The organism is Streptomyces sp. NPDC006012 (assembly GCF_042871185.1).
In the GTDB taxonomy this organism is placed as follows: Bacteria; Actinomycetota; Actinomycetes; order Streptomycetales; family Streptomycetaceae; genus Streptomyces.
Genome location: NZ_JBIAIE010000004.1, coordinates 1 through 26,206, shown reverse-complemented (window position 1 = coordinate 26,206; position 26,206 = coordinate 1). Strand labels below are relative to the sequence as shown.

The following is a 26,206-nucleotide window of genomic DNA, read 5'->3' as shown; positions in this document are numbered from 1 at the left end:
GGGGCGATCCTATCGGTTTGTTTCGCTACGGAATATTCCGTCTGGTGGAAGGAACAAATGGGCGGGTTCGCGCTCAGGCGAGTGCCGGTCGAATTCCTCAGTCGCCCTTTCTCACCACAGCGTAGGTCTGTGCGGCAATCTCCCATTCCTCGTCCGTCGGAACCACGGCCACCGCCACCCGCGCACCGGCCGGTGAGATGAGCCTGGCCCCGTCGCCCGGCGCGGTGTTCGACTCTGGGTCGACCGCCAGGCCCAGCCCCGCCAGGCCCTCGACGGCCGCCGCCCGCACCGGTGCCGCGTTCTCCCCGACCCCGGCGGTGAAGGCGACCGCGTCCACCGTGCCGAGCACCGCGTAGTAGGCGCCGAGGTATTTCCTCAGCCGGTGCACGTAAATGTCGAAGGCGAGCCGTGCCCCGGCGTCGCCCGCGTCGATCCGCCGTTGGATCTCCCGCATGTCGTTGTCGCCGCACAGGCCGAACAGACCGCTCCTCTTGTTGAGAAGAGTGTCGATCTCGTCCATGGACATTCCGCCAACGCGTCGCAAATGGAAGATGACGGCCGGATCCAGGTCGCCCGACCGGGTCCCCATCACCAGTCCCTCCAGGGGCGTCAGGCCCATCGAGGTGTCCACGCAGCGCCCGCCGCGCACGGCCGAGGCCGACGCCCCGTTGCCCAGGTGCAGCACGATGACGTTGACCTCCTCCGGTGCCCTGCCCAGCAGCCGTGCGGTGGCCCGGGAGACGTATGCGTGCGAGGTGCCGTGGAAGCCGTAGCGCCGTACCCGGTACCGGTCCGCGAGCCTCGTGTCGATCGCGTAGCGGGCCGCGTACTCCGGCATCGTGGCGTGGAACGCCGTGTCGAAGACCGCGACCTGGGGCAGGTCCGGGCGCAGCGCCCGGGCCGTGCGGATGCCGGTGAGGTTCGCGGGGTTGTGCAGCGGCGCGAGCGGGATCAGCCGCTCGATCTCGGTGACCACCGAGTCGTCGATGACGGTGGGTTCGGTGAAGAACAGGCCGCCGTGCACCACGCGGTGCCCGATCGCGGCCAGCTCCGGCGAGTCCAGGCCCATGCCGTCCCGGGACAGTTCCCCGGCTACGGCCTTGAGAGCGGTGTCGTGGTCCGCGACCGGACCGTCGTGCCGCCGCGTCCTGCCGGTGGCCAGGCAGGTGTGCCGCAGCCGGGAGGTCCGCTCGCCGATGCGCTCCACCAGGCCGACGGCGAGCCGGCCGCCGCCGTCGGCCATGTCCAGCAACTGGTACTTCAGCGACGACGAACCGGAGTTGAGGACGAGGACCCGGGAGGCGGGGCCGGCCGGGCGCGGCCCGTCGGACCGGGCGGCGGCGGGCGAGGGATGGGCGGTCACGGGGCGGCTGCCTCCTCGTGCGGGGGCGGGACGGTCTGCTGGGCCTGGATCGCCGTGATGGCGACGGTGTTGACGATGTCCTGGACGAGCGCGCCCCGGGACAGGTCGTTGACCGGCTTGCGCAGGCCCTGGAGCACCGGTCCGACGGCGATCGCGCCGGCCGAGCGCTGCACGGCCTTGTAGGTGTTGTTGCCGGTGTTGAGGTCCGGGAAGATCAGCACGCTCGCCTGCCCGGCCACCTCGGAGTCCGGCAGCTTGGCCGCGGCGACCGTGGGTTCCACGGCCGCGTCGTACTGGATCGGCCCCTCGATCTTCAGGTCGGGCCGCCGGGCCCGGACCAGCCGGGTGGCCTCGCGCACCTTGTCGACGTCGGCGCCGGCACCGGACGTACCGGTGGAGTACGACAGCATCGCGATCCGTGGCTGGACGCCGAACTGCCGGGCGGTGGCCGCCGACTGGACCGCGATGTCGGCGAGCTGCTCGGCGTCCGGATCCGGGTTGACCGCGCAGTCGCCGTAGACCAGCACCTTGTCGGCGAGGCACATGAAGAAGACCGACGAGACGATCGACGCCTGCGGGCGGGTCCTGATGATCTCGAACGCGGGCCGGATGGTGGCCGCCGTGGAGTGCGCGGAGCCGGAGACCATGCCGTCCGCCAGGCCCTCCTGGACCATCAGGGTGCCGAAGTAGTTCACGTCGGCGACGACGTCGTAGGCCAGCTCGGCGGTGACGCCCCGGTGGGCGCGCAGCCGGGCGTAGCGCTCGGCGAACACCTCGCGCAGCTCGGACGCGGCCGGGTCGATCAGCTGGGCCTCGCGCAGGTCGATGCCGAGGTCGGCGGCCTGCCTGCGGATCCGGTCGACGGGCCCGAGCAGGGTGAGGTCGCACACACCGCGGCGCAGCAGCACCTCGGCGGCGCGCAGCACCCGCTCCTCGGTGCCCTCCGGCAGGACCACCCGGCGCCGGTCCGCGCGGGCCTGCTCCAGGAGCTTGTGCTCGAACATCATCGGGGTGACCCGGCCGCTGCTCGGCGCGGAGACCCGCTCCAGCAGGGCACCGGTGTCGGCATACCGCTCGAACAGACCGAGCGCGGTCTCCGCCTTGCGCGGGGTGTCCGCGCTCAGCTTGCCCTCCAGCGAGAACAGCCGCTCGGCGGTGGGGAAGCTGTTGCCGGCCACGGACAGCACCGGGGTGCCCGGGGCGAGGCGGGCGGCCAGGGTGAGGACCCCGTCCGGGGGACGCTCGTCCAGGGTGAGCAGCACACCGGCTATCGGCGGGGTCCCGGCGCTGTGCGCGGCGAGCGAGCCGACGACCAGGTCGGCCCGGTCGCCCGGGGTCACCACGAGACAGCCCGGGGTCAGGGCCGCCAGCAGGTTGGGCAGCATGGCACCGCCGAAGACGAAGCCGAGCGCGTCCCGGGCCAGCCCCGTCTCGTCGCCGAGCAGCACCTCGGCGTCGAGGACCCGACCGATCTGCGCGACGGTCGGCGCCGCCAGGGCGGGATCGTCGGGCAGGACGAAGCAGGGCACCGGCAGCCGGCCGGTGAGCCGCTCGGCGATCTCGTCGCGGTCCTCGCCGGCCACCCGGTTGGCGACCATCGCCTGCACGTCGCAGCCCAGCCCGGCGTACGCCCGGAAGGCGTTGCGGGTCTCGGCCAGGACGGATTCGGTGCTCTGCCCCCGGCCGCCCACCACCGGGATCACCGAGGCGCCGAACTCGTTGGCGAGCCGGGCGTTGAGGGACAGCTCGTCCGGCAGCTGGGTGTCGGCGAAGTCGGTGCCGAGGACCAGGACGACGTCGTAGTCGCGGGCGACCAGGTGGAAGCGGTCGACGAGGGCGGACACCAGGTCGTCGGTGCCGTGCTCGGCCTGGAGGGCGGAGGCGTCGTGGTAATCCATGCCGTATCCGGTCGCCGGGTCCTGGGCGAGCCGGTAGCGCGCCCGCAGCAACTCGAAGAGGCGGTCGGGCCTGTGGTGCACCAGCGGACGGAACACGCCGACCCGGTCGACCTGCCGGGTCAGGAGCTCCATGACGCCCAGCTCGACGACCTGGCGGCCGTCGCCGCGGTCGATCCCGGTCACGTACACACTGCGGGTCACACGTACCCTCCGTCCCTTATTTCGCGCATTTCCGATAATTCCGGAAATGCGCGGATAGGCAGATTCTCCCGATATGGCCGGTGCGCAGAAAACCGCCCGTCCGGGTGGGCGGCGCCCACTTGACAATACCTTCGGCCGCGGATAATGCGCTTGTCAGGGCCACCGCTCTGCCCCCTTGCGGACCATGAAACAATCGGACTTGCTCACCGGCGTCAACAGCGAGCAGGAGACACAGCAGGATGCGCATCGGAGTTCTCACCGCAGGCGGCGACTGCCCCGGCCTGAACGCCGTGATCCGGTCGGTCGTGCACCGCGCGGTCACGCACTACGGCGACGAGGTGATCGGCTTCGAGGACGGTTACCGCGGGCTCCTCGACGGCCACTACCGCACCCTCGACCTGGACGCGGTCAGCGGCATCCTCTCCCGCGGCGGCACCATCCTCGGCTCCTCGCGGCTGGAGCGCGACCGGCTGCGCGAGGCGTGCGAGCGGGCCACCGACATGGTCGGCGAGTTCGGGATCGACGCGCTGATCCCGATCGGCGGCGAAGGCACCCTGACCGCGGCCCGGATGCTTTCCGACGCCGGCCTGCCGGTCGTGGGCGTCCCGAAGACGATCGACAACGACATCTCCGCCACCGACCGCACCTTCGGCTTCGACACCGCCGTCGGCGTCGCCACCGAGGCGATGGACCGCCTCAAGACCACCGCCGAGTCCCACCAGCGGGTGATGGTCGTCGAGGTCATGGGCCGGCACGCGGGCTGGATCGCCCTGGAGTCGGGCATGGCCGGCGGCGCCCACGGCATCTGCCTGCCCGAGCGGCCGTTCCACCCGAGCGACCTGGTCGCGATGGTCGAGGAACGGTTCGACCGCGGCAAGAAGTTCGCGGTCATCTGCGTCGCCGAGGGCGCCCACCCCGTCGAGGGCTCCATGGACTACGGCAAGGGCGAGATCGACCAGTACGGCCACGAGCGCTTCCAGGGCATCGGCACGGCCCTGGCGTACGAGCTGGAGCGGCGGCTCGGCAAGGAGGCCAAGCCGGTCATCCTCGGGCACGTCCAGCGCGGCGGCACCCCGACCGCGTACGACCGGGTGCTCGCCACCCGCTTCGGCTGGCACGCGGTGGAGGCCGCGCACCAGGGCCGGTTCGGGCGGATGACCGCGCTGCGCGGCACCGACATCGTGATGGCGCCGCTCGCCGAGGCGGTCACCGAGCTGAAGACGGTGCCCAAGGACCGGATGGACGAGGCGGAGTCGGTCTTCTGACGGGGCATCTCACCGGGCGCGGGGCGGTTGGTGCGGTCTGCTGGGGCACCATTGGGCAACGGCCACCGGGGTGGGTGTAAACGGTCGGGCAGGCGCCGGTCGGGCGCAGTGGGGACACCTCGTCGGCCGGGCCGGTGATGGGCTGGTCGCAGCGGCGGCAGATCCTCACCGGGTGCCTCCTCGGTGTCGGGGGCACTGGCACGGCGGGTAGCCGTCCGTGAGCGGTGGCAGTTCTGCGGCGGGTGTGACGACAACCTTTCCGCCGTCGCGGGTGATCTTCCCGCGACGGTCGACCTGGTAGACCCGGATGGTCATGCAGCCGTCGAGTCGGGGCCTTACGCGGGCGGGGTTTTTGTCCGGGGTCATCGTCGGCAGTCCCTCACCAGTCGGTACAGGCTGCGGCCGACGATGCAGCCGGCGGCCGTTTCCTGTGCCCGGCACAGGCTGCACGCCGGCGCGTGTGCGAACAGGCCGTGGTGGGCGCGTTCGGCGACGCAGGCGCGGCAGGCCCGGGGGAACCAGGTCATCCCGGAAACCGCCGACGAGCCGTCCACGGGGGAGCGCTGCCGGCCGAAGTCGACGGCGGCGTCGGCGGTCAGCCGTTTGTCGCACCACAGGCACTCGGCACCGCGCACCTTGTCGTCGGCGAGGCCGTCCAGGGCGGGCAGTGCCAGGACCTCAAGAACCTCGGTGGGGACTTCCTGAAGCGCGCTGCTCATCTGATCACCCCGTATACCGGCCGGACGATCCTGTACGGCATGTCACTCCTTCACCAGTCGGCCACGCCCCGGGACCAGTCGCACGGTCGCCGGGACTTCCTTCGGCCGGGATTTCGGGCTGCTCACGTCGGCACTCGCACGTGACGACCGGCCACATACGAGTCGCACCACGCACGACGACTCTCCCTGCCTACGCAAAAGCCCAGCGGCAGATCCGCAGTGAAAGCAGGCCAGGCCGTGAAGACGGGCGATATTCACTTCGCGGTCTATGACCATCGGCGGGGGTAGGGGTGCGTCAGGCATCCCAGGTCCCAGCTGCTCGGCATTCGCGTGCGACAGATGGTGGCCCTACCAGCACGGCACAAGTACCCCGGTGAGGGGTAGTCAGGTGGCCGCGCACCACTCCGCGAAGTTGCTGAGGTCTTCGGCGTCCGCACGCTTCAGCCGACGCAGCGTCGCCGCGTCCTGCCGAACCCACGGATGCTCCCGGGTGTGCTGCGGCGCGATCCGCCGCGCGACCTTCAGCGCCTCGAACGCATCGTCCGGACGGCCGGCCCACAGCTGTGCGCGGCCCATCTCGATGTAGAACCCCGACCGTCGCTCCGCAGGGAGACTGTGTGGAGGCGCCCACTCGCGGGCGACGTCCAAGGCACGTCCCGCGTGCTCGTCGCCGAGGCTCACCGCCACCGAGACCTCATGGACGCGCACGGAGTCCGGGCCGAACGCGGTCCCGCAGTAGACGTCCTCACGGACCCGGTCGCCCAAGGCGCGGGCCTCCGACAAGTGCGTGCCAGCCGCAGACCCGTCGCCCGCCCGGCCGGCGATGACCGCGGCCCGCATGTGCAGCGCGCCACGTGCGGCCGTCGCCGGAGTGCCGTCCGGCGCGGGGGCGGCGTCGATGGCTTCCTCAAGCGCACGCAACCCAGTGGCATGCGCACGGGCGACGAAGAACGTCTCGGTGCGCACATAGGCGACGGACGACGTGAGCACCGGGTCCTCGGCGACGGGGACAGCCCACCGCATCAGCTCGATCATCCGGGCGGACAGGTCCCTGGCGCCGGCCTTGTACGCGACTGCGTCTGCCGAACGGGCCGCCCGCACCAACAGGTCCGCCCACTGACGACGTTCGCCGTCTGTTGCTGCGTGGTAGCCGCGCAGCAGCTCCGGTAGCAGGCCGGGGAGCGCCCGGGCGATCCGGGTGTACTGCGCGGCCAGGCGCCACCCGGCCGCCTCCTCGACAGCCACGCGCAGTTGCGGCAGTGTGCGGACAGGGGCGTCGTCGGGGAGGTCGTAGGCGGCGATCGCGCCGGACAGAGCGGGCAGCGCGGCGTGGACTCGCGACTGGGTCACCTCGCGGTCACCTAGCAGGCGCCCCGGGTCGACGCCGAGCGCGTCCGCGATGGCTTCCAGGGTGTCGGTGCTGACACCGCGCTCCCCGCGTTCAATTTTGCGGATGGTGCCCAGTGCTACGCATGCGGCATCGGCGAGCTGCTGCTGTGTCATTCGCGGGCGTGCCACGCTCCGGTAGTAGGCGATGCGCTCGCCGACGGAACGTACGGACATGTAGGCCCCCGAACTGTCCTGGATCTGCCACCGTATCGCTGCCCAGGTGGTTCGTAAGGGAGGTCAGGCAGAGACGATCCCCACGAGGTCAAGCAGGCTGTCGATCCGGTAGTCCGCCGAGGCCGCCTCCGAGGTTCCAGCCCAGAGGTTGCCCCAAGGGCCGCGCCGCAGATGCGCGGAGGGCAGCCCGGCGGCATGTGCGGGGCCGACGTCGTTTGCTGGGTGGTCGCCGACGTACAAGGAAGTCGCCGCGTCCAGGCCGGCCGCCGTCAGTACCCGTTCGAAGAACTCCGATGCCGGTTTCGCCGCGCCCAGTTCGCCGGACGTGGTGATGAGGTCCGCGGGCAAGTCCAGTCCGCGTAGCAACTCCCCGGCGCGGGCGGTCTGGTTGCCTGCGACGACGACGCGAACGCCGAGTTCGCGGAGTGCGGAGAAGGCGGGGCGGACGTCGTCGTACAGGTCGCTCTCGTCGAGGTACTCGCCGCGGTCGGCAGCTTCCCTGGCGGCGTACTCGGCGGGGATGTCGATGCCGGGGCGTAGCAGGCGCAGTGCTTCGGCGTTGTCGTCTCCGCGCGCGACTACGGCGCCGACGAGGGCTGAGAGAGTGTGACGGGGGACGTCGAGCCAGTCGGCCCAGGCCGCCCAGTACCGGTCATCTCGGGTGATCGTCTCGCCGACGTCGAAGATCACAGCGCGAATCATGGTCGGGAGCGTACCCGGGCATGACGAAACGGCCCCCACTGCCCGAAGGCGAATTCCAGGAGCTGCGTTGCTACCCGGGTCAGGTCGTCGCTCACCCACCGCTGGGCGTTGTTCATCCCGGCGTGCCACCCAGTCGTGCAACGAGTGGGCGCGTCAGTCTTCCGTCCTGGCGTGGCGTCTGGACGGAAGACCGCGGTCACAGCTTCGCCGCCCCAGCCGCCGTGCATGAGTGTGGTGTCAGCCCTTGACCGCGCCGCCCAGCGCGAACCCTCCCCCCAGCCGCCGGGCGACCAGCACGTACAGCAGGATCACCGGCGTCGAGTAGACCACCGAGAACGCGGCCAGCTGCCCGTACGCCACCATCCCCCGGTTGCCGAAGAACTCGTTGATGCTGACCGAGGCGGGCAACTGGTCCGGGCTGAGCAGCAGCATGAACGGGACGAAGAAGTTGCCCCACATCGCCACGAACGAGAACACGGTGACGACGGCGACCCCCGGGCCCATCAGCGGCAGCACGATCCGCACGAGCGACTGGAGCGAGGACGCGCCGTCCGTCCACGCCGCCTCCTCCAGTTCTTTCGGCACGCCGTCCATGAAGTTCTTCATCAGCCAGATGGCGAACGGGAGCTGGGAGGCGGCGAAGAACAGGATCGTGCCCTGCCTGGTGTCGATCAGGTTCACCTGGACGAACAGCGCGTAGACCGGGACCATGATCGCGGTGATGGGCAGGCTCGTGGCGAACAGGATCGCCAGCAGGAACGGGCGGTTCAGGCGGGAGCGGAACCGGGACAGCGGATAGGCCGCCAGCACCGCGCACACCACCGTCAGCAGCGTCGCGCCGCCGCACAGGACGAAGCTGTTGAGCAGCGGCGTGAAGGTGACGTCCGCGTTCAGGACGGCGTCGAAGTTGTCCAGGGTGAGCCCGTCGGGGGCCTTCACCCTGAGGTCGGCGTCAGGATCCAGGGCGGACAGCACCACCCACAGGAGCGGCAGCGCGAACGCGGCGGCCACGACCAGCAGGCCGGCGTCGGCGGCCAGCCGGTGACGGGTGCGGCGGGTGGCGAGGGGGCGGGGCACGGGGCGTCAGACCTCCGTCCGCAGCAGGCGCAGATAGACCACGGAGAACAGAGAACCGACCAGGAGCAGCAGCAGGGCCACCGCGGTGCCGTAGCCGATCATGCTGTTCTGGAACGCCTGCTCGTACATGAACAGGGGCAGGGTCTGGCTCCGGTCGCCCGGACCGCCCCGCGTCATCACCCAGATCAGCCCGAACACCGACAGCGTCTGCAGGGTGTTGAGCATCAGGTTGGTGCCGATGGAGCGGCGGATCATCGGGAGCGTGATGTGCCACATGCGGCGCCAGCCGCCCGCGCCGTCCACCTCCGCCGCCTCCGTGATCTCCTTCGGGATCTCACCGAGCGCCGCCGAGTAGACCAGCATCGAGAAGGCCGTGCCGCGCCACACGTTCGCGAACGACACGGCCAGGATCGGCAGCGTGAACAGCCAGTTCTGGGACGGCAGGTGCAGCCAGTCCAGGAGGGCGTTCAAGGTGCCCTCGCGGCGGAAGAACGCGTACAGCAGGAAGCCCGCCACGACCTCCGGCAGCACCCAGGCCGTGACCACCACGCCCCCGGTCAGGGTGCGCACCGGCTTCGAGGCCCGCCGCATCAGCGCGGCCAGCGCAAGCCCCAGGGTGTTCTGGCCGACCAGCGACGACAGCACGGTGAACACCAGCGTCAGCCATACGGCGTTCAGGAACTGCTCGTCCCCGAACGCCTGGCGGAAGTTGGCGAACCCGACGAACGACGAGTGCGCCTGGCCGGTCAGCTGGAGGTCGGTGAAGGCGATGTAGACGCAGTAGGCGATGGGTCCCGCCAGGAACAGCAGCAGGACCACCAGGGCGGGGGCCACGGGCAGCGCCCGGCCGAGCGGGCGCAGCAGCCCGCGCGGACGGGACTGCGCCACGGGTCGGGCGGGCGCGGGGCCCGGTGCGGCCGGTGCCCGGCCCGGGCCCGGGTGCGGTGCGGTGGTCATGGCCGTTAGCCGCCGGTCACTTCTCGGTGACCTGGTTGTCGGTCGCGGCCTTCAGCGCGTCGTCGTACGCGCTCGCCGCCTCGTCGACCGACGCGTCGCCCGTCGTCACGCTCTCCATCGCCTCCTGGACGGCGGTGGAGACCTTCGGGTACGCCGGATAGGCGGGCCGGTAGTGCGTGCTGGACACGAGGTCGGTGAAGAACTTGATGCCGGGCTGCGCCGACACGTACGCGGGGTCGGCCGCCACGTCCTTGCGGACGGCGATGCCGGAGTTGGCGATGTACCACTTCTGCGCGTTCGCCTTCGTCTGCATCACCTTGACGAAGTCGAAGGCCAGGTCGGGGTTGCCCGACTTGGCGGGGATCGCCCAGGTCCAGCCGCCCGACATGCTCACCTTGCCCGGGGCCTGGCCGGCTTGCGTGGGCATGGCGGCCAGACCGAGCCGCTTCGACCACTCGGGCCACTCGTGGCCGCTGCCCGGCAGCCAGTCCTGCGGCAGCCACGAGCCGTCGAGGGCGATGCCGAGCTTGCCCTTGGGCAGGAGTTCACCGCGGACCCGGGTCATGATGTTGGGGTCGAGGGCATCCGGCACGTCCGGGCCGAGCTTCTCCTTGTAGACGGTCTCGACGAACGACAGCGCGTCCTTGAAGCCCTGCCCCGCGGTGATCCACTTCTTGGACGCGGTGTCGTACAGCGGATCCGTGGAGCCGTCGCCGGTGCCGTACAGCAGCATCTCGAAGCCCTGCATCGTGGCGGCCTCGCCGACCGGCTTGCCCGTGTACACGTTGAGCGGGATGACGCCCGGCACCTTCGCCTTGACGGCGCGGGCGGCGGCCAGCACGTCGTCCCAGGTCTTCGGCTGCCAGTCGGCCGGGAGTCCGGCCTTCGCGAACACCTGCTTGTCGTACCAGAGTCCCCGGGTGTCGGTGCCGTCCGGGACGCCGTACGTCTTGCCGTCCTCGCCCCGGGCCGCGGACTTGGCGGTGTCGATGAACTGGTTCCAGTCCGGCCACTTGGCGAGGTAGGGGTCGAGGGGCTTCAAGTACCCGCTGGTGATGTCGGAGTTGATGAGGAAGGTGTCCTCGTAGACCAGGTCGGGCGCGGTCTTGGGGGAGCGGAGCATCTGCTGGAGCTTGGTGTAGTACTCCGAGTCCGCGGCCTTGATCGGCACGAACTCGACCTTCTTGCCCGGATACTGCTTCTCGAACTGCTTCTTGATGCCGGTGAGGTAGGTGTCCATCACCTTGACGGAGTTGTCCGTCGACTGCTTGAAGCTGATCTTCACGGTGTCCGGACTGCTGCCGGATCCGCCGCCGCACGCGGTGAGCGCGGTGGCGGCGAGGGCGGCGGAGAGGAGGGCGGTGAGGGCAGCGGTGGGACGCACGGGCAGGACCTCCTACGGGCGCACGGCGTTGTGGCCTGGTGGTTCCGTGAAGGTAGGAGGAATGGTCCAGCCAGGTCAATGCATGTGCGGTGGATTGCTCACCGAGATCGTCGCGGCGCCGTGCGCTGTGCGGTCAGCGACGGTGTCTGTCGTCCCGGTGGCCGGGGCCGACCGTTTTGCCGATGACGGGTCCGTGGAAGGTCGCGCCCCGGAAGTCGATGTGGTCGCCGCCGTAGGATCCCCCCGAGTCATCCGAGGGGTGAGCGGTGCCGCCGCCGTCGTCCGGCGCGTGCCGGCGCAGCACCGCCACCGCGACGGCCGCCGCCTGCCCGGCCGCCCGCTGCTGGGAGCCCGCGGCGTCGGCCCGCTGCTTGTCCCCGTCGGCGCGGTCGCTGATGCCGCGGATGACCAACGCGTCGACCTGCCCGCTCAGATGGGCCGCGTGGACCGCCCCCGCCCCCTCCGTCTCGATCGCCGCCGCGTCGTTGTAGTGCGCGTGCAGCCGCCGGGTGAGGCCGGACGCGGCGTCGCCCAGGACCACGTCACCGGTGGCGACCGGCTTGAAGTGGGCGCGGACGCCGGGCATGTCCCGCACCGCCGAACGGGCCGCCTGCACCAGCGCGTTGGAGCCGAACCAGGACTCCGGCCGGACCAGCAGGCCCTCGGGCGTCTGCTTGCCGCCGTGGACGGCGTACACCTTGGTGCCCACCACCACGTCACCGAGGGCGATGTCGTCCTTCAGGGCGCCCGCCACGCCGACGAACAGGACGGCCCGCGGGCGCAGCCAGTCGATGAGCGGGGCGGTGAGCGCGGCGGCCGTCCTGGCGCCCTCGCCCAGCTCGGCCACGGCCACCTGCCAGGAACTCCCGGGCAGCTGCCCCACCTCGACCCGGGTGCCGCCCGCGTGGACCCGTTCCCGGCGCCCGGCCACATGGACGCGCACCGCCGCGTACTCCAGCGCGAGCGCGGTCAGGACGAGAGCGGTGGGCGGGGTCTGCGGCACACTGTCAAGGTACTGCCGGGGGAAGGGGCGCCGGTGCCGGAACGAGACGTCAGCGTGGGCCAGTTGCTGCTCGCCGAGTACCAGACCGTCAAGGACGAGCAGAAGACCCGGATCGGCTTCCGGGACAACCTGCTGTACGTCACCCTCACCGTGGTGGCCGCCGTCGTCGCCGCGGCGGCCCAGGCCGGGCGGCCCGCCATGCTGCTCGCGCTGCCGCCGGTGTGCGTGGTCCTCGGCTGGACCTACCTGGTCAACGACCAGAAGATCTCCGCGATCGGCGCCTACGTCCGCGAGGACCTCGGCCCCAGGCTCGCCCGGCTCGCGGACACCGACGAGGCGTTCGCCTGGGAGTCGGCCCACCGCACCGACGCCCGCCGCGGCACCCGCAAGGCCCTCCAGTGCCTCGTCGACCTGCTCGCCTTCTGCCTCGTACCGCTGGCCGGGCTCACGGTCTACTGGGCCGCCGCAGCCACTGGCGGCGGCCTGCTCGCGATGTCGGTCGTGGAGGCCCTGGCGGTGCTCGGACTCGGCTGGCAGGTCCTGTCGTACGCGGGATACCTCGGATCCGGGTGACGCGGGGCGTACGGTGTGGTCCGCTGACCGACGAGGGGCGGGGGCACGATGCGCGGTGAGTACGGGGACCACATCGACCTCGGCCGTTCGGACTTCCACGGCCCGGTCATCGGCAAGGTCGAGACGGTGCACCAGCACGGACCCGCCCCCACCGCACTCGACTCCCTGCCCGCCGGGCCGCCCGGCTTCACCGGCCGTGAGCCCGAACTGCGCGCCCTGCTGGCGGCCCTCGGCCCCTCGCCCCGCGCCGCCACCGGCGATGCGGCCTCCGGGCCCGATGCGGCCCCGGGGCCCGATGCGGCCTCCGGGCCCGTCATCGTCCTCTCCGGTCTCGGCGGCATCGGCAAGACCGCGCTGGCGCTGCGGGCGGCGCACCAGGCGTGCGAGCGGGGCGGGTTTCCCGGCGGCACCCTCTTCGTCGACCTGCACGGCTACGACCACACGCCGACCACGGCGGACCTGGCCCTGCTGTCCGGGGAGCCGGGGCGCCCCGTTCACGAACTCGCCGCCGAACTGGCCGACTGCCGCAGCCGGATCGACCTGCTGGACGACGGGGAGCGCAGCGTGCGGGCCGCGTTCGGCCTCTCCTACCGGCGGTTGCCCGCGGCGCAGGCACGGCTGCTGCGCCTGCTCGCCCTCATGCCCGGCGAGGAGTCGGACCTCGACGCCGTCACCGCCGCCCTCGGTGCCGGTGATGGCACGCCGGGCCTGCTGTCCGCCGTGGAACGCGCCCACCTGGTGGAACGGGGGAGCCGCCGCGGACGCCATCGGCTGCACGACCTGGTCCGGGAGTACGCGTCCGGGGAAGCCACCGCCGCGGAACGTGCCGACGGCCGGGCGAGGGTGCTGGCCTTCTGCCTCCGGCGGGCCCGGGCGGCGGACTCGCACGTGCGGTACGGGGCCGGGGAACCGGCGGCCACGCCCTTCCGGGACCGTACCGAGGCATTGGCCTGGCTGGACGAGGAACGCACCGCTCTGGTGGCCGCGACCGGGTGGGCCGCCGAACCGCACCTCGCGTCCGACGCCGTGGAACTGGCCGCCGTGCTCGGCGCCTACCTCGGGTTCAGGCGGTACTTCGACGACGGGGCAAGCGTGTTCCGGGCAGCCCGGGCCGCCGCGCACCGCGCGGGTGACCGGCGCCGGGAGGCGGACGCCTGGAACCAGTTGGGCGTCATGCTGCGGGGGAGCGGCCGGCTGCGGGAGGCGTTCGAGGCGGCCCGGCGGGCCGTCGCCCTGTACCACGAGCTGCGGCACGCGGGCGGCAAGGGCATGGCCGTCTCCAACCCGGCCGCCGTGCTCGAAGCCACCGGCCGGCCCGATGAGGCCGTAGCCGCCTTTCAGTGCGCTCTGAAGCTGTTGCGGCAGGCGGGCGACCGGTACAGCGAGGCCGGTGCCTGGAACAACCTGGCGCCGGCGCTCCGCAAGGCCGCCCGGACACCGGAGGCCCTCGACGCGCTCCGCCGTGCGCTGGACCTCTACCAGGAGTTGGGCGACTGCCCGCGCGAGGGCCGGGCCTGGCACAACTACGCCGTCGCGCTCAACGCGGCGGGCAGGACCGAGGAGGCCGTCGCCGCCTGCCTGAGCGGCCTGGAGATCTGCGAGCGGTTCCAGGACTGGCACGAGGCGGGCCAGACCCGCTACGCCCTCGCCCTCGTCCACGAGACCGCGGGCGACCCGGTGCGGGCGCGGGCGCACTGGCTGCGCGCCGCCGAGGACTACGAGCGGGCGGGCTCCACCGGGCACGCCGCCCTCGCCCGCCGGGCGGCCCGCCTCACTGCCCCGTGACCCACCGGTACTGCAACTCCGGGCGGCCCACCGTGCCGTACTGCGGGCTGCGGGCGGCCCGGCCGGTGTCGACCAGGTGCTCCAGGTAGCGGCGGGCGGTGATGCGGGAGATGCCGGCCGCCTCGGCGACACCGGTCGCGGTCAGACCGTCGGCGTGCTCCCGCAGGGCCGCCGTGACCCGCTGAAGGGTGGGTGCGCTCAGCCCCTTGGGCAGCGCGGTCGGCCCCGGTGCCCGCAGGACCGCCAGCGCCCGGTCCACCTCGTCCTGCCCGCTGGCCTCGCCGGCCGCCGCCTGGAACTCGGCGTAGCGCAGCAGCCGGTCGCGCAGGGTCGCGAAGGTGAACGGCTTCAGCACGTACTGCACCACCCCCAGCGACACCCCCTCGCGCACCACGGTCAGATCCCGGGCCGAGGTCACCGCTATCACGTCGGCGTGGTGTCCGGCCGCGCGCAGCGCACGGGCGAACTGCAGGCCGTGCACGTCCGGCAGGTGCAGATCGAGCAGCAGCAGATCCACCGGGGTGCGCTCCAGCACCCGCCGGGCCTCCGCCCCGGTGTGCGCCTTGCCGACGGCGGTGAACCCCGGCACCCGGCCCACGTACAGCACATGCGCGTCCGCGGCGACCGGGTCGTCCTCCACCACGAGGACCCGGATGGGCTGGTGCGCCGTCATGCGTGACCTCTCCCTGGGGCGCTTACCGGGGGGTTCCCGCTCGTCGCCGTCGCCGTCGCTGTCCCGAGCGGCAGCCGTACCTCGAACACCGCACCGCCCTCACCGTCCGCACCGCCCTCGACGTTCTCCGTCACCGTCAACGTGCCCTCCTGCCGGGTGACCGCCTGCCGCACCAGGGCCAGGCCGAGCCCGCGGCCCTGCGGCCCGGCCGGCTTGGTGCTGAATCCCCGTTGGAATACCAGCTCGGCGTGGTCGGGATCCACCCCGCTGCCCGAGTCGGAGACCCGCAGCACCAGTTCGGCGCCGCCCGCCTCCCGCGCGCACGCCGTGTACGCCGTGACCGTCACCCGGGCACCCACGCTGCCCTGGGCCGCGTCCACCGCGTTGTCGATCAGATTGCCGAGGATGGTCACCAGGTCGCGGGCCGGCAGACGCTCCGGGAGCAGGCCGTCGTCCAGCCGGCTCTCCGGGGCCACCACCAGTTCCACGCCCCGCTCGTTGGCCTGCGCCGTCTTGCCCAGCAGCAGGGCCGCCAGCACCGGTTCGCCGACCGCGGCCACCACCTGGTCGGTGAGCGCCTGGGCCAGTTCCAGCTCGGCCGTCGCGAACTCCACCGCCTCGTCGGCGCGGCCCAGCTCGATCAGGGAGACCACCGTGTGCAGCCGGTTCGCCGCCTCGTGCGCCTGCGAGCGCAGCGCCTGGGTGAAGCCCCGCTCGGAATCCAGCTCGCCCATGAGCGACTGGAGCTGGGTGACGTCCCGGAGGGTGACGACGGTGCCGCGGCGCTCGCCCGAGGACACCGGCGAGGTGTTGACGACCAGCACCCGGTCCGCGGTCAGATGCACCTCGTCGACGCGCGGCTCGGAGGCGAGCAGCGCCCCGGTGAGCGGCGCGGGCAGCCTGAGACCGGCCACCGACCGGCCCACCACCCCTTCCTCGGGGCCGACGCCCAGCAACTCCCGCCCGCCGTCGTTGATGAGGGCCACCCGGAACTGGCCGTCCAGCATCAGCAGCCCCTCGCGCACCGCGTGCAGCGCGGCCTGGTGGTAGTCGTGCATGTGGCTCAGTTCGGTCGCGTTCATGCCGTGGGTGTGCCGGCGCAGCCGGGCGTTGATCACGTACGTGCCCGCGCCGCCGAGCGCCAGGGCACAGCCCGCCACGCCGGCCATGGCCGTGAGCTGGTCCTGCACCCGCCGGCTGATCGCCTCGACCCGGATTCCGGCGCTCACCAGGCCGACGACCCGCTCGCCGTCCCGGACGGGCGTGACGGCCCGCACGGACGGGCCGAGCGTGCCCGTGTACGTCTCGGTGAAGGAGCGGCCCGCCAGGGCGGGGCCGATGTGTCCGAGGAACTTCCCGCCGATCTGCGAGGTGTCCGGGTGGGTCCAGCGGATGCCCTTCGGATTCATGATCGTCACGAAGTCGACCCCGGTGTCCCGCTGGACCTGGAGCGCGTACGGCTGGAGCAGGGCCGTGGGATCCGCCGTGCCCATCGCCTCCCGTACCGAGGGCGCGTCCGCGATCGAGCGGGCCACCGCTGTGGCCTGCCGGACCGCCGCGTCCTCGGCCTGGTCCCGGTCGTTGAGGTAGGTGAACAGCGCGTACCCGGCGACCACGACCGCGATCAGCACGGCCTGCATGGCGAACAGCTGGCCGGCCAGGCTGCGGGGACGGGGCAGAGCGGGGACACGCATGGCGTCAGTGTGCCTCCCCGGCCGGCGCGAACTAAATGAACGCAAGGGTGACCGGCCTCACAGGCCGGGAGATAGTCACCGCATTCCTCGTATCCCCCGTATCCCCCGGACGTGAGCCGCACGCCGGTGATGCCGACGAAGACGTCAAGGAGGGCAGCCGTGGCCGCCAGCGCACCCGAAACGGCACCTGCCGCACCCGCCGTGAAGCGGGACCGCACCCATTATCTGTACATCGCCGTGATCATCGCGGTGGCGCTCGGCATCGCGGTGGGGCTCATCTGGCCCGACTTCGGGGTCGAACTGAAGCCGGTCGGCACGGGCTTCGTGAACCTGATCAAGATGATGATCTCGCCGGTCATCTTCTGCACGATCGTGCTGGGCATCGGCTCGGTCCGCAAGGCCGCCAAGGTCGGCGCGGTCGGCGGTATCGCGATCGGCTACTTCCTCGTGATGTCGCTGGTCGCGCTCGGCATCGGCCTCGTCGTCGGCAACGTGCTGCACCCGGGCGACGGGATGCACCTGACCGAAGCGGTCAGGGCGACCGGGCACGACCAGGTGTCCAGCGAAGCGCTGCCGCCGGTGGAGTTCGTGCTGTCGATCATTCCGACCACGTTCGTCTCCGCCTTCACCGAGGGCCAGGTGCTCCAGACGCTGCTGATCGCGCTGCTCACCGGGTTCGCGCTGCAGGCGATGGGCCCGCTCGGCCAGCCGGTGCTGCGCGGCGTCGAACACATCCAGCGGCTCGTCTTCCGCATCCTCGCCATGGTGATGTGGGCGGCGCCCATCGGCGCCTTCGGCGCCATCGCCGCGGTGGTCGGCTCGTCCGGCGTGGACGCGCTGAAGAGTCTCGCGGTGCTGATGCTCGGCTTCTACGTCACCTGCGTCCTGTTCGTCTTCGTGGTGCTCGGCGCGCTGCTGCGGGTGGTCGCCGGGCTGAACGTCTTCACGCTGCTGAAGTACCTGGCCCGGGAGTTCCTGCTGATCCTGTCCACCTCCTCCTCCGAGTCCGCGCTGCCGCGCCTCATCGCGAAGATGGAGCACCTGGGCATCAGCAAGCCGGTGGTCGGCATCACCGTCCCGACCGGTTACTCATTCAACCTCGACGGCACGATGATCTACATGACCATGGCGTCGCTGTACATCGCCGACGCCCTGGGCACCCCGATGTCGGTGGGCGAGCAGATCCCGCTGCTGCTGTTCCTGCTGGTCGCCTCCAAGGGCGCCGCGGGCGTCACCGGTGCCGGTCTCGCCACGCTGGCCGGCGGTCTGCAGTCGCACAAGCCCGCGCTGGTCGACGGCGTTGGCCTGATCGTCGGCATCGACCGGTTCATGAGCGAGGCCCGCGCCCTGACGAACTTCGCGGGCAACGCCGTCGCCACGGTTCTGATCGGCACCTGGACGAAGGAGATCGACCAGGACCGCGTCCGCCGGGTGCTCGCCGGCGAGCTGCCGTTCGACGAGAAGACCCTGCTGAACGAGGCCGAGGCGGCGGCGCTCGGCGAGCTCCCGGAACAGCCGGGCAACGGCGGCGGCGACAAGGAGCTGGTCAAGGCGTAGCAGCCGCGGCGGGCCGGGCGCCGCGCCCCGCGCACGGGGGCCGCGTCCGGTCTGCCGGGCGGGGGCCGCACCTGGTCCGCGGGGCTCGTGCCCGGTCCTTCGCCCCCGGCCTCCGCTTGGCCCACGGGCCCTGCGCCCCGCCGCCTTCCGTAGCCGACCTGCGCCCCGCCACCTTCCGTACCGGGCCCCGCCCGTGCCCTCCGCTCCGGACGCCCGGCCCGGCCTGAACCCGGGCCGGGCGTCCGGCCACCGTCCCCGGGCGGCCGGACCTCCCCCGTTCCGGCCGTCCGGTCCGCTGTTCCCCGCCGACGGGTCCCCCTGTCTCCCCGGCCCGCCGGAATTCCGGCGGGCCGGCCAGTTGCCTTGACCCCGACGTCAAGACCTACCGTCGAGGACATGCGCATCGGCGAGCTGGCCGCACGGGCCGACACCACCACGCGGACGCTGCGGTACTACGAGGCACGGGGGCTGCTGCCCGCGCGCCGCGACGGCAACGGGCACCGCACCTACGACGAGCGGGACCTCCGGCTGCTCCGGCAGATCCGGACGTTGCAGGACTTCGGGTTCGACCTGGAGGAGACCCGGCCGTTCGTGGAGTGCCTGCGGGCCGGGCACCCGGCGGGCGACTCGTGCCCCGCCTCACTCGCCGTCTACCGGCGCAAGCTGGACGAGCTGGACGCGCTCATCGGCCAGTTGCACACGGTGCGGGAGCAAGTCGCCGGGCAACTGCGGCAGGCGGAGCGGTCCGCGGAGGCGCTGGCCGCCGGGGCGCTGGTTCCGGGTGGCCCGGAACCCGAGTGCGAACTGGGAGTGCACCGACGATGGGAACGATGAGCAGGGCGGCCGGCGTGGCCGAGGTGACGGACGCTGATTTCACGGCGGAGGTGCTCGAATCCGAACTGCCGGTATTGGTGGAGTTCACCGCCGACTGGTGTCCGCCGTGCCGGCAGATGGCGCCGGTGCTTGCCGCGCTCGCCGCCGAGACGAGCGGCCGGCTGAAGGTGGTGCAGCTGAACGTGGACGCCAATCCGGCGACCACCCTCGCCCACCAGGTGCAGGCGATGCCGACGTTCATGGTGTTCCGGGCGGGTGAGCCGGTGCGGGCGATGGTCGGGGCACGCCCCCGGCGCAGGCTCCTGGAGGAGCTGTCCGAGGTGCTGTAGACCGGCGCGGCCCGACGAAAGAAATCCCCCGAGCAATTGCGCTCGGGGGATTTCTTTGCGTATATTCAGTGGTTCGCGACTTCATGAAATTTGGTCGCGGAGAAGTTCACTGAGCACAGTATATCCGGCCGGGAGTGGAATTGTCAAACAGCGAATTTCCGGACGACGAATTGCGTCGCGAGCAGGAATTCATCGACGAACTGTACGCGCGCGTGGACGCACTGCGCGGCGACACCGAGACCTCCGTCGTGGACGCCCTCGCGCAGGGCGACAAGCCCATGCAGGCCCGCCTGGAGCGGGACATCCTGGTCGCCGAGCGGTCCGGGCTGCTCGCCGCGCTGAACGCCGTGGACGGCTCGCTCTGCTTCGGCCGCATCGACCTCGCCTCGGGCACCAGCCACCACATCGGCCGCATCGGACTGCGCACCGACGACGCCGAGCGCACGCCGGTCCTCATCGACTGGCGTGCCGACGTCGCCCGCCCCTTCTACCTGGCCACCGGCCACACCCCGATGGGCCTCGGCCGGCGCCGGCACATCACCACCGACGGCCGCCGGGTCACCTCCCTGCACGACGAGATCCTCGACCTCGGCGACGCCACCCGCACCGGCCACGAGGACCCGGCCGGGGACACCGTGCTGCTGGCGGCGCTCAACTCCGCGCGCACCGGCCGCATGGGCGACATCGTGCAGACCATCCAGGCCGAGCAGGACGAGATCATCCGGGCGCCGTACCGCGGGGTGCTGGTGGTCGAGGGCGGCCCAGGCACCGGCAAGACCGCGGTCGCGCTGCACCGGGCGGCGTACCTGCTGTACGAGTACCGCGAACTGCTGGCCCGCCGGGCGGTCCTGATCGTCGGCCCGAACCCCGCCTTCCTCGGCTACATCGGCGAGGTGCTGCCCTCCCTCGGCGAGACCGGGGTGCTGCTGGCCACGGTCGGCGAACTGTTCCCCGGGGTGCGGGCGACCGCGCAGGACACCCCGCAGGCGGCGGCGGTCAAGGGCCGCGCCGAGATGGCCGACGCGCTCGCCGCCGCGGTACGCGACCGGCAGGCGCTGCCCGACCCGGTGATCGCGATCGAGCACGACCGCGAGATCCTGATGCTCGACGACGGCCTGGTGAACGTCGCCCGCGAACGCACCCGGGCCGCCGGGCTGCCGCACAACGTGGCCCGCGAGCACTTCGAGGGCCACATCCTCAACGCGCTCACCGACATGGTCGCCGAACGCATCGGCACGGACCCGTTCGACGGTACGAACCTGCTCGACCCCGGCGACATCACCCAGATCCGTGACGAGCTGGCCGAGAACCCCGAGGTCTGGTCGGCCATCGACCAGTTGTGGCCCCGGCTGGCCCCGCGGCGGCTGCTCGCCGGCTTCCTCGCCCACCCCGAGGGGTACCTGAGCGACGAGGACGCCGCCGCGATCCGCCGTCCGGTGACCCGGGCGTGGACCGTGGCGGACGTACCGCTGCTGGACGAGGCGGCCGAACTGCTCGGCGTGGACGACCGCGAACTGCGGGCCCGGGCCGAGCAGGAGCGGGAGGAGCAGGTCGCCTACGCACAGGGCGTCCTCGACGTCTCCTACGCCTCCCGCACCTTCGAGTTCGACGACAAGGAGGACGGCGATCCGGAGGGCTCCGAGGTGCTGTCCGCGCACGACATCATCGACGCCGAGCGGTTCGCCGAACGGCAGGAGGAGGCCGACCACCGCAGCGCCGCCGAGCGGGCCGCGGCCGACCGGACCTGGGCGTTCGGCCACATCATCGTCGACGAGGCGCAGGAGTTGTCGCCGATGGCCTGGCGGCTGCTGATGCGGCGCAGCCCGACCCGTTCGATGACCCTGGTCGGCGACCCGGTCCAGACGGCGGAGGCGGCGGGCGTGGGCTCCTGGTCCGACATCCTTACGCCGTACGTCGCGGACCGCTGGACGCACACCCGCCTGGGCGTCAACTACCGCACCCCGACCGAGATCATGGACCTGGCCGCGGCCGTGGTCCGCGCCGAGCACCCCGGCTTCGAACCGCCCCGCTCGGTCCGCTCGACCGGCGTACGGCCCTGGGTACGGCAGGTCCCCGACGACCTGCCGGGCGCCGTCGGGAAGGCGGTCGCCGAACTGACCCCCGCCGAGGGCCGGCTCGCGGTGATCGCACCCCGCGACCTGCACCGGACGCTCGCCGCCCGGCTCGACGGGGTCACGGCCGGGGCCGAACCCGACCTGACCCGGACGGTCGTCCTGCTGGACCCGCGCCAGGCCAAGGGCCTGGAGTTCGACTCGGTACTGGTGGTGGAGCCGGCCCGGTACGGCACCAGCGACCTGTACGTCGCCCTGACCCGGGCCACCCAGCGGCTGGGGGTGCTGTACACGGGGGCGCTGCCGGAGGGGCTCAGACAGGCCCCAGCCACACCGTAGCCAGCGGCGGCAGGGTCAGCCGGATGCTCGCGGGGCGCCCGTGCCGGCCGGGTGGCTCGGGTGTGAGCGGTTGCGGGTGGCCGACGCCGCTGCCGCCGTAGCGGGCCGCGTCCGTGTTGAGGATCTCCCGCCAGGCGGGGACGTCGTCGGGCACGCCGAGCCGGTAGTCGTGGCGGACGGCCGGGGAGAAGTGGGACACCGCGAGCAGGGGCGTCCCCTCCGCGTCGAGCCGCAGGAACGCGAGGACGTTGTCGGCGGCGCCCTGCGGGGTGTCGCCGATGATCCACTGGAAGCCGGCCGGGTCGGTGTCGCGCTGCCACAGGGCGGGGGTGGCGCGGTAGCCGGTGTTGAGGGCGCGGACCAGGTCGCGGACGCCGCGGTGGTCGGGCTCGGCGCCGTAGGCCGGGTCGAGCAGCCACCAGTCGGGGCCGTGGGCCTCGGACCATTCGGCGCCCTGGGCGAACTCCTGGCCCATGAAAAGGAGTTGCTTGCCCGGGTGGGCCCACATGTAGGCCAGGTAGGCGCGGTGGCCCGCGCGCCGCTGCCACCAGTCGCCGGGCATCTTCGACACCAGTGAGCGCTTGCCGTGCACGACCTCGTCGTGGGAGATGGGCAGGACGTAGTTCTCGCTGTGGGCGTACACCATCGAGAACGTCAGCTCGTGGTGGTGGTACGTGCGGTGCACCGGCTCGTGCCGGATGTACTCCAGCGAGTCGTGCATCCAGCCCATGTTCCACTTCAGCCCGAACCCGAGACCGCCGAACCCGCTCGGCCCCCTGTGATGGGTGGGCCGGGTCACGCCGTCCCAGGCCGTCGACTCCTCGGCGATGGTCATGACGCCGGGACAGCGCCGGTAGACGGTCGCGTTCATCTCCTGGAGGAACGCCACCGCGTCCAGGTCCTCCCGGCCGCCGTGCTCGTTGGGCACCCACTGGCCCGGCCCGCGCGAGTAGTCGAGGTAGAGCATGGAGGCCACGGCGTCGACGCGCAGGCCGTCGATGTGGAACTCCTCGCACCAGAACACCGCGTTGGCGACGAGGAAGTTGCGCACCTCGCGGCGGCCGAAGTCGAACTCCAGGGTGCCCCAGTCGGGGTGCGCGGCCCGCCGCGGATCCGCGTGCTCGTACAGCGGGCGGCCGTCGAACTCGGCCAGCGCCCAGTCGTCGCGCGGGAAGTGGGCGGGCACCCAGTCCATGATCACGCCGATGCCTGCCCGGTGCAGCGCGTCCACCAGGTACTTGAAGTCGTCCGGGGTCCCCAGCCGGGACGTGGGCGCGTAGAAGCCGGTGACCTGGTAGCCCCAGGAACCGCCGAAGGGATGCTCGGCGACCGGCATCAGCTCCACATGGGTGAAGCCCAGGTCGGTGCAGTACGCGGGTAACTGGTCGGCGAGTTGACGGTACGTCAGTCCCGGGCGCCAAGAAGGCAGGTGGACCTCGTACACGGACAGGGGCGCCTCGTGCACCGGGACGTCCGTACGGTGCGCCAGCCAGTCGTCGTCGCCCCACACATGGTGCGACGCGTCCACGATCGAGGCGGTGGCGGGCGGGACCTCGGTACGCCGGGCCAGCGGGTCGGCGCGCAGGGTCCGGGAGCCGTCCGGGCGGGTGATCTCGAACTTGTACAGTTCGCCCGCGCCGACGCCGGGCACGAACAGTTCCCAGACGCCCGAGGAGCCGAGCGAGCGCATCGGGTACCCGGTGCCGTCCCAGAAATTGAATCCGCCGGCCACCCGTACCCCCCGGGCGTTCGGCGCCCACACCGCGAAGCGGGTGCCGCGCACGCCCTGGTGCGTCATCGGCTCGGCGCCCAGCGCCCGCCACAGCTGCTCGTGCCGGCCCTCCTGGATCAGATGCAGGTCCAGGGCGCCGAGCACGGGCAGGAAACGGTAGGCGTCCTCGGTCCGGTGGACGGCGGCGGCGTCCTCGTACCTCACCTCCAGGTGGTACGCCGGGACCTCACGCAGGGGCAGCAGGAGCGAGAAGAAGCCTTCGCCGTCGTCGTGCAGGCCGGCCCGCAGACCGTCGGTGACGACGGTGACCGACCGGGCGTACGGCCTGAGGACCCGCACGGCCACCCCACCGGCCAGCGGGTGCGCCCCGAGCACGGAGTGCGGATCGTGATGGGTCCCGCTCAGCAGCCGCTCGCGGTCGCCGCCGCCGACGGCGCAGGACACGGCGCTCCCGGCGCCGGCGGTGCCCGGCCGTCCGGCGGCCCTTGCGGCGGTGGGCTGCTTCACCGCCGGTCTGACGGTCGCCGTGCCGACCGTGGCGGGCCGTTCGGCCGTGGGCCGCCGGTCTTCCGGGGGCGGCGAGCCCGGAGCGCTGGACGGGGGGCGGTCGGTCACGGGTGGTGCCTCCTCGGCGCGGGGCGGGTCAGGGCTGGTCGGGTGAGGCGAGGCGGTGGACCGCCGACAGCGGAACCGGCAGCCAGTCGGGCCGGTGGCGGGCCTCGTAGAGGACCTCGTAGACCGCCTTGTCGGTCTCGAACGCCCGCAGCAGTACGGGGTCGGCCCGCGGGTCCCGCCCGGCGACCTCGGCGTACCCGGTGCAGTACGCCGCCCGGCAGGTCGCGGCCCAGCCCGGGTGCGGCGGGCCCGCCGAGTGCGCCGCGTAGTCGAAGGACCGCAGCATCCCCGCGACGTCCTGCAGCGCGGGCTGCGGCATGCGCCGCTCGGCCAGCGGCCGGGCGGGCTCGCCCTCGAAGTCGATCAGCGACCACTGCCCGTCCGGTGCGCGCAGGCACTGCCCGAGGTGCAGATCGCCGTGGACGCGCTGGGCGGTCCAGGTACGTCCCTCGGCGGCCAGATCGGCCAGCGCGGTGTAGGCGGACCGCAGCCCGGGTTCGTGGGGGCGCAGGGCGGGCACCGCGTGGACCGCCGCCGCGAGCCGCCGGACCATGCCGCCGACCAGCGGTTCCAGCCCGCTGTGCCCCAGGGTGGCCGTGGGCAGCGCGTGCGCGAGGGCGAGGTGCACGTCGGCGGTGGCCCGGCCCAGCTCCCGGGCCTGCGCCCCGAAGCCCTCGCCCTTGGCCAGTGCGCGCAGCGCCAGCTCCCAGCCGTCCGCGGCACCCCGCAGGAAGGGCTGGAGCACGGCCAGGACGTAGGACTCGCCGGCCCCTCCCGCGGCCTTTGCCCGCAGCCAGGCGGTCGGCGCGGGCACCCGGGCGCAGCCCTCACCGGCCAGGGCCAGCGGTATCTCCAGATCGGGGTTGACGCCGGGCACGACCCGGCGCAACAGCTTCAGGATGAACGTGTCTCCGTAGACGACCGACGAGTTGGACTGCTCGACGGTCAGGAGTCGGGCCGCCAGCCCGTCGCGTATCTCCTGGTCCGGATCCCGCTCGAAGCGCAGGCCGCCGACCCGGGCCCGGGTGCGCAGCGCCTTGAGCAGCAGCTCGGCGGGCCGGGGGTCGTACAGGGCGTCGTACACCGTGTGCCCGGTGAGCGGGCCGTGTTCCACGTGTCCGATCAGCGCGGGCGCCAGCCGGGGCGGCAGTGCCTCGCGCGCGCCGACGAGGAGTTGGTAGCAGTCGCCGGGATGCGGTGCGGCGCCCGGTACCGGCGGCTGGTGGACGTGGAGCAGCAGGTGGTACAGGCCGAGCCGGGCGGCGGGGGCGTCGCCTTGGCCGGGCGGGGCCGGGAGCTGGGCGAGCGGCAGCAGTTCGGTGACCGCCACCGGCGAGAACCCGGTGACCGGACGTCCCTTCCCCGCGAACCAGCGCTGTCCGGGCAGCCACTCGCGCAGCAGCGGATCGAGGGACGCGAGCAGCTGAGCGGGACTTGTCGGGCCGGACGTGCTGACCGTTTCCGCCATGACGTGACGTCCTTTCCCCAGTGAGTGGTCGCCTCGGGGGCGCCCGAACCGGTGGGGTGTTAATGATGCGTGCCCCGGGCGAGGCGGCGGAAACCGCCTCGAAGGGGCGCGGTGCCCGCTCGGCGCCGGGCGCCGCGACGCCACCTCACGCTCCGCCCGGCGGACCGTCCGCGCGCAGCCGGAACCAGTAGAAGCCGTGGCCCGCGAGCGTCAGCAGATATGGCAGCCGGCCGATCGCCGGGAAGCGCACCCCGCCGAACAACTCGACCGGGTGCCGCCCGCCGAACCGGCCCAGATCCAGCTCCGTGGGCTGGGCGAAGCGGGAGAAGTTGTGGACGCACAGGACGAGGTCGTCCTCGTGTTCGCGCAGGAAGGCGAGGACTGCGGGGTTGGTGGAGGGGAG

Annotated in this window: 21 protein-coding genes; 7 read left to right on the top strand and 14 right to left on the bottom strand. The window is 72.3% G+C overall.

The genetic code is table 11. The annotated features are described in order from the left end of the window. Positions 1 to 97: 97 nt before the first annotated feature. Together ACFYPJ_RS09575 and pta are read right to left on the bottom strand one after the other, a co-directional pair. Complete coding sequence (locus ACFYPJ_RS09575; RefSeq protein ID WP_389013067.1) at positions 98 to 1,363, bottom strand: acetate kinase; 1,266 nt, start codon at positions 1,361 to 1,363, stop codon at positions 98 to 100. Continuing rightward, complete coding sequence (gene pta / locus ACFYPJ_RS09570) at positions 1,360 to 3,462, bottom strand: phosphate acetyltransferase (RefSeq protein ID WP_389013065.1); 2,103 nt, start codon at positions 3,460 to 3,462, stop codon at positions 1,360 to 1,362. The genes ACFYPJ_RS09575 and pta overlap by 4 nt, the downstream gene beginning before the upstream one ends. A 239-nt stretch (positions 3,463 to 3,701) precedes the next feature. On the opposite strand from pta, the gene ACFYPJ_RS09565 reads away from it, so the two are divergent. After that, positions 3,702 to 4,727: an ATP-dependent 6-phosphofructokinase gene (locus ACFYPJ_RS09565; protein WP_389013062.1), complete on the top strand. Its 1,026-nt coding sequence runs from the start codon at positions 3,702 to 3,704 to the stop codon at positions 4,725 to 4,727. A gap of 362 nt (positions 4,728 to 5,089) precedes the next feature. On the opposite strand, the gene ACFYPJ_RS09560 is transcribed toward ACFYPJ_RS09565, so the two are convergent. The 7 genes from ACFYPJ_RS09560 to ACFYPJ_RS09530 form a co-directional block, all read right to left on the bottom strand. After that, positions 5,090 to 5,446: a hypothetical protein gene (locus tag ACFYPJ_RS09560; RefSeq protein WP_389013059.1), complete on the bottom strand. Its 357-nt coding sequence runs from the start codon at positions 5,444 to 5,446 to the stop codon at positions 5,090 to 5,092. 384 nt (positions 5,447 to 5,830) lie between these two features. Continuing rightward, the gene (locus ACFYPJ_RS09555) at positions 5,831 to 7,009 is read right to left on the bottom strand and encodes a helix-turn-helix domain-containing protein (RefSeq protein ID WP_389013056.1); all 1,179 of its coding nucleotides are present in this window, start codon (positions 7,007 to 7,009) and stop codon (positions 5,831 to 5,833) included. Between the two features lie 63 nt (positions 7,010 to 7,072). Beyond that, positions 7,073 to 7,711, bottom strand: a complete 639-nt coding sequence (locus tag ACFYPJ_RS09550; RefSeq protein WP_389013053.1) for an HAD family hydrolase — start codon at positions 7,709 to 7,711, stop codon at positions 7,073 to 7,075. Between the two features lie 237 nt (positions 7,712 to 7,948). Continuing rightward, positions 7,949 to 8,788, bottom strand: coding sequence for a carbohydrate ABC transporter permease (locus ACFYPJ_RS09545; protein WP_389013050.1), 840 nt, complete (start codon positions 8,786 to 8,788; stop codon positions 7,949 to 7,951). 6 nt (positions 8,789 to 8,794) lie between these two features. Next, positions 8,795 to 9,745, bottom strand: a complete 951-nt coding sequence (locus tag ACFYPJ_RS09540) for a carbohydrate ABC transporter permease (protein ID WP_389013047.1) — start codon at positions 9,743 to 9,745, stop codon at positions 8,795 to 8,797. 16 nt (positions 9,746 to 9,761) lie between these two features. Then, positions 9,762 to 11,129: an extracellular solute-binding protein gene (locus tag ACFYPJ_RS09535; RefSeq protein WP_389013044.1), complete on the bottom strand. Its 1,368-nt coding sequence runs from the start codon at positions 11,127 to 11,129 to the stop codon at positions 9,762 to 9,764. Between the two features lie 133 nt (positions 11,130 to 11,262). Beyond that, a complete protein-coding gene (locus ACFYPJ_RS09530; protein WP_389013041.1) occupies positions 11,263 to 12,132 on the bottom strand; it encodes a 5'-methylthioadenosine/S-adenosylhomocysteine nucleosidase in 870 nt (289 codons plus the stop codon). A 33-nt stretch (positions 12,133 to 12,165) separates the two neighbouring features. Between ACFYPJ_RS09530 and ACFYPJ_RS09525 the strand changes: the two genes are divergently transcribed. Both ACFYPJ_RS09525 and ACFYPJ_RS09520 read left to right on the top strand, forming a co-directional pair. Further along, positions 12,166 to 12,705 (top strand): hypothetical protein, encoded by a 540-nt coding sequence (locus tag ACFYPJ_RS09525; protein ID WP_389013039.1) that lies wholly within the window; start codon positions 12,166 to 12,168, stop codon positions 12,703 to 12,705. 48 nt (positions 12,706 to 12,753) lie between these two features. Beyond that, the gene (locus ACFYPJ_RS09520) at positions 12,754 to 14,490 is read left to right on the top strand and encodes a tetratricopeptide repeat protein (protein ID WP_389013036.1); all 1,737 of its coding nucleotides are present in this window, start codon (positions 12,754 to 12,756) and stop codon (positions 14,488 to 14,490) included. Here the strand turns inward: ACFYPJ_RS09520 and ACFYPJ_RS09515 are convergent. Beyond that, complete coding sequence (locus ACFYPJ_RS09515; protein ID WP_389013034.1) at positions 14,477 to 15,163, bottom strand: response regulator; 687 nt, start codon at positions 15,161 to 15,163, stop codon at positions 14,477 to 14,479. The two genes, ACFYPJ_RS09520 and ACFYPJ_RS09515, sit on opposite strands and share 14 nt — an antisense overlap. Beyond that, complete coding sequence (locus tag ACFYPJ_RS09510; RefSeq protein WP_389013031.1) at positions 15,160 to 16,857, bottom strand: ATP-binding protein; 1,698 nt, start codon at positions 16,855 to 16,857, stop codon at positions 15,160 to 15,162. Before ACFYPJ_RS09510 ends, ACFYPJ_RS09515 begins: the two co-directional genes overlap by 4 nt. 129 nt (positions 16,858 to 16,986) lie before the next feature. Between ACFYPJ_RS09510 and ACFYPJ_RS09505 the strand changes: the two genes are divergently transcribed. From ACFYPJ_RS09505 to ACFYPJ_RS09490, 4 genes are all read left to right on the top strand, one after another. Then, positions 16,987 to 18,414, top strand: a complete 1,428-nt coding sequence (locus tag ACFYPJ_RS09505; RefSeq protein ID WP_389013979.1) for a cation:dicarboxylate symporter family transporter — start codon at positions 16,987 to 16,989, stop codon at positions 18,412 to 18,414. Positions 18,415 to 18,810: 396 nt separating this feature from the next. Continuing rightward, positions 18,811 to 19,248 carry a MerR family transcriptional regulator gene (locus tag ACFYPJ_RS09500; RefSeq protein ID WP_389013028.1) on the top strand — a complete coding sequence of 146 codons (438 nt, stop codon included), beginning with the start codon at positions 18,811 to 18,813 and terminating at the stop codon, positions 19,246 to 19,248. After that, the gene (locus ACFYPJ_RS09495) at positions 19,245 to 19,577 is read left to right on the top strand and encodes a thioredoxin family protein (protein ID WP_389013025.1); all 333 of its coding nucleotides are present in this window, start codon (positions 19,245 to 19,247) and stop codon (positions 19,575 to 19,577) included. Before ACFYPJ_RS09500 ends, ACFYPJ_RS09495 begins: the two co-directional genes overlap by 4 nt. Positions 19,578 to 19,717: 140 nt before the next feature. Further along, positions 19,718 to 21,988 carry a HelD family protein gene (locus ACFYPJ_RS09490; RefSeq protein WP_389013022.1) on the top strand — a complete coding sequence of 757 codons (2,271 nt, stop codon included), beginning with the start codon at positions 19,718 to 19,720 and terminating at the stop codon, positions 21,986 to 21,988. Here the strand turns inward: ACFYPJ_RS09490 and glgB are convergent. From glgB to ACFYPJ_RS09475, 3 genes are all read right to left on the bottom strand, one after another. Next, positions 21,963 to 24,227 (bottom strand): 1,4-alpha-glucan branching enzyme, encoded by a 2,265-nt coding sequence (glgB, locus tag ACFYPJ_RS09485; RefSeq protein ID WP_389013976.1) that lies wholly within the window; start codon positions 24,225 to 24,227, stop codon positions 21,963 to 21,965. The genes ACFYPJ_RS09490 and glgB overlap by 26 nt on opposite strands. Positions 24,228 to 24,363: 136 nt before the next feature. Then, the gene (locus tag ACFYPJ_RS09480) at positions 24,364 to 25,803 is read right to left on the bottom strand and encodes a maltokinase (protein WP_389013019.1); all 1,440 of its coding nucleotides are present in this window, start codon (positions 25,801 to 25,803) and stop codon (positions 24,364 to 24,366) included. 145 nt (positions 25,804 to 25,948) lie between these two features. Continuing rightward, on the bottom strand, positions 25,949 to 26,206 hold a 258-nt coding region (locus tag ACFYPJ_RS09475; RefSeq protein WP_389013017.1), incomplete at its 5' end, for an alpha-glucosidase C-terminal domain-containing protein.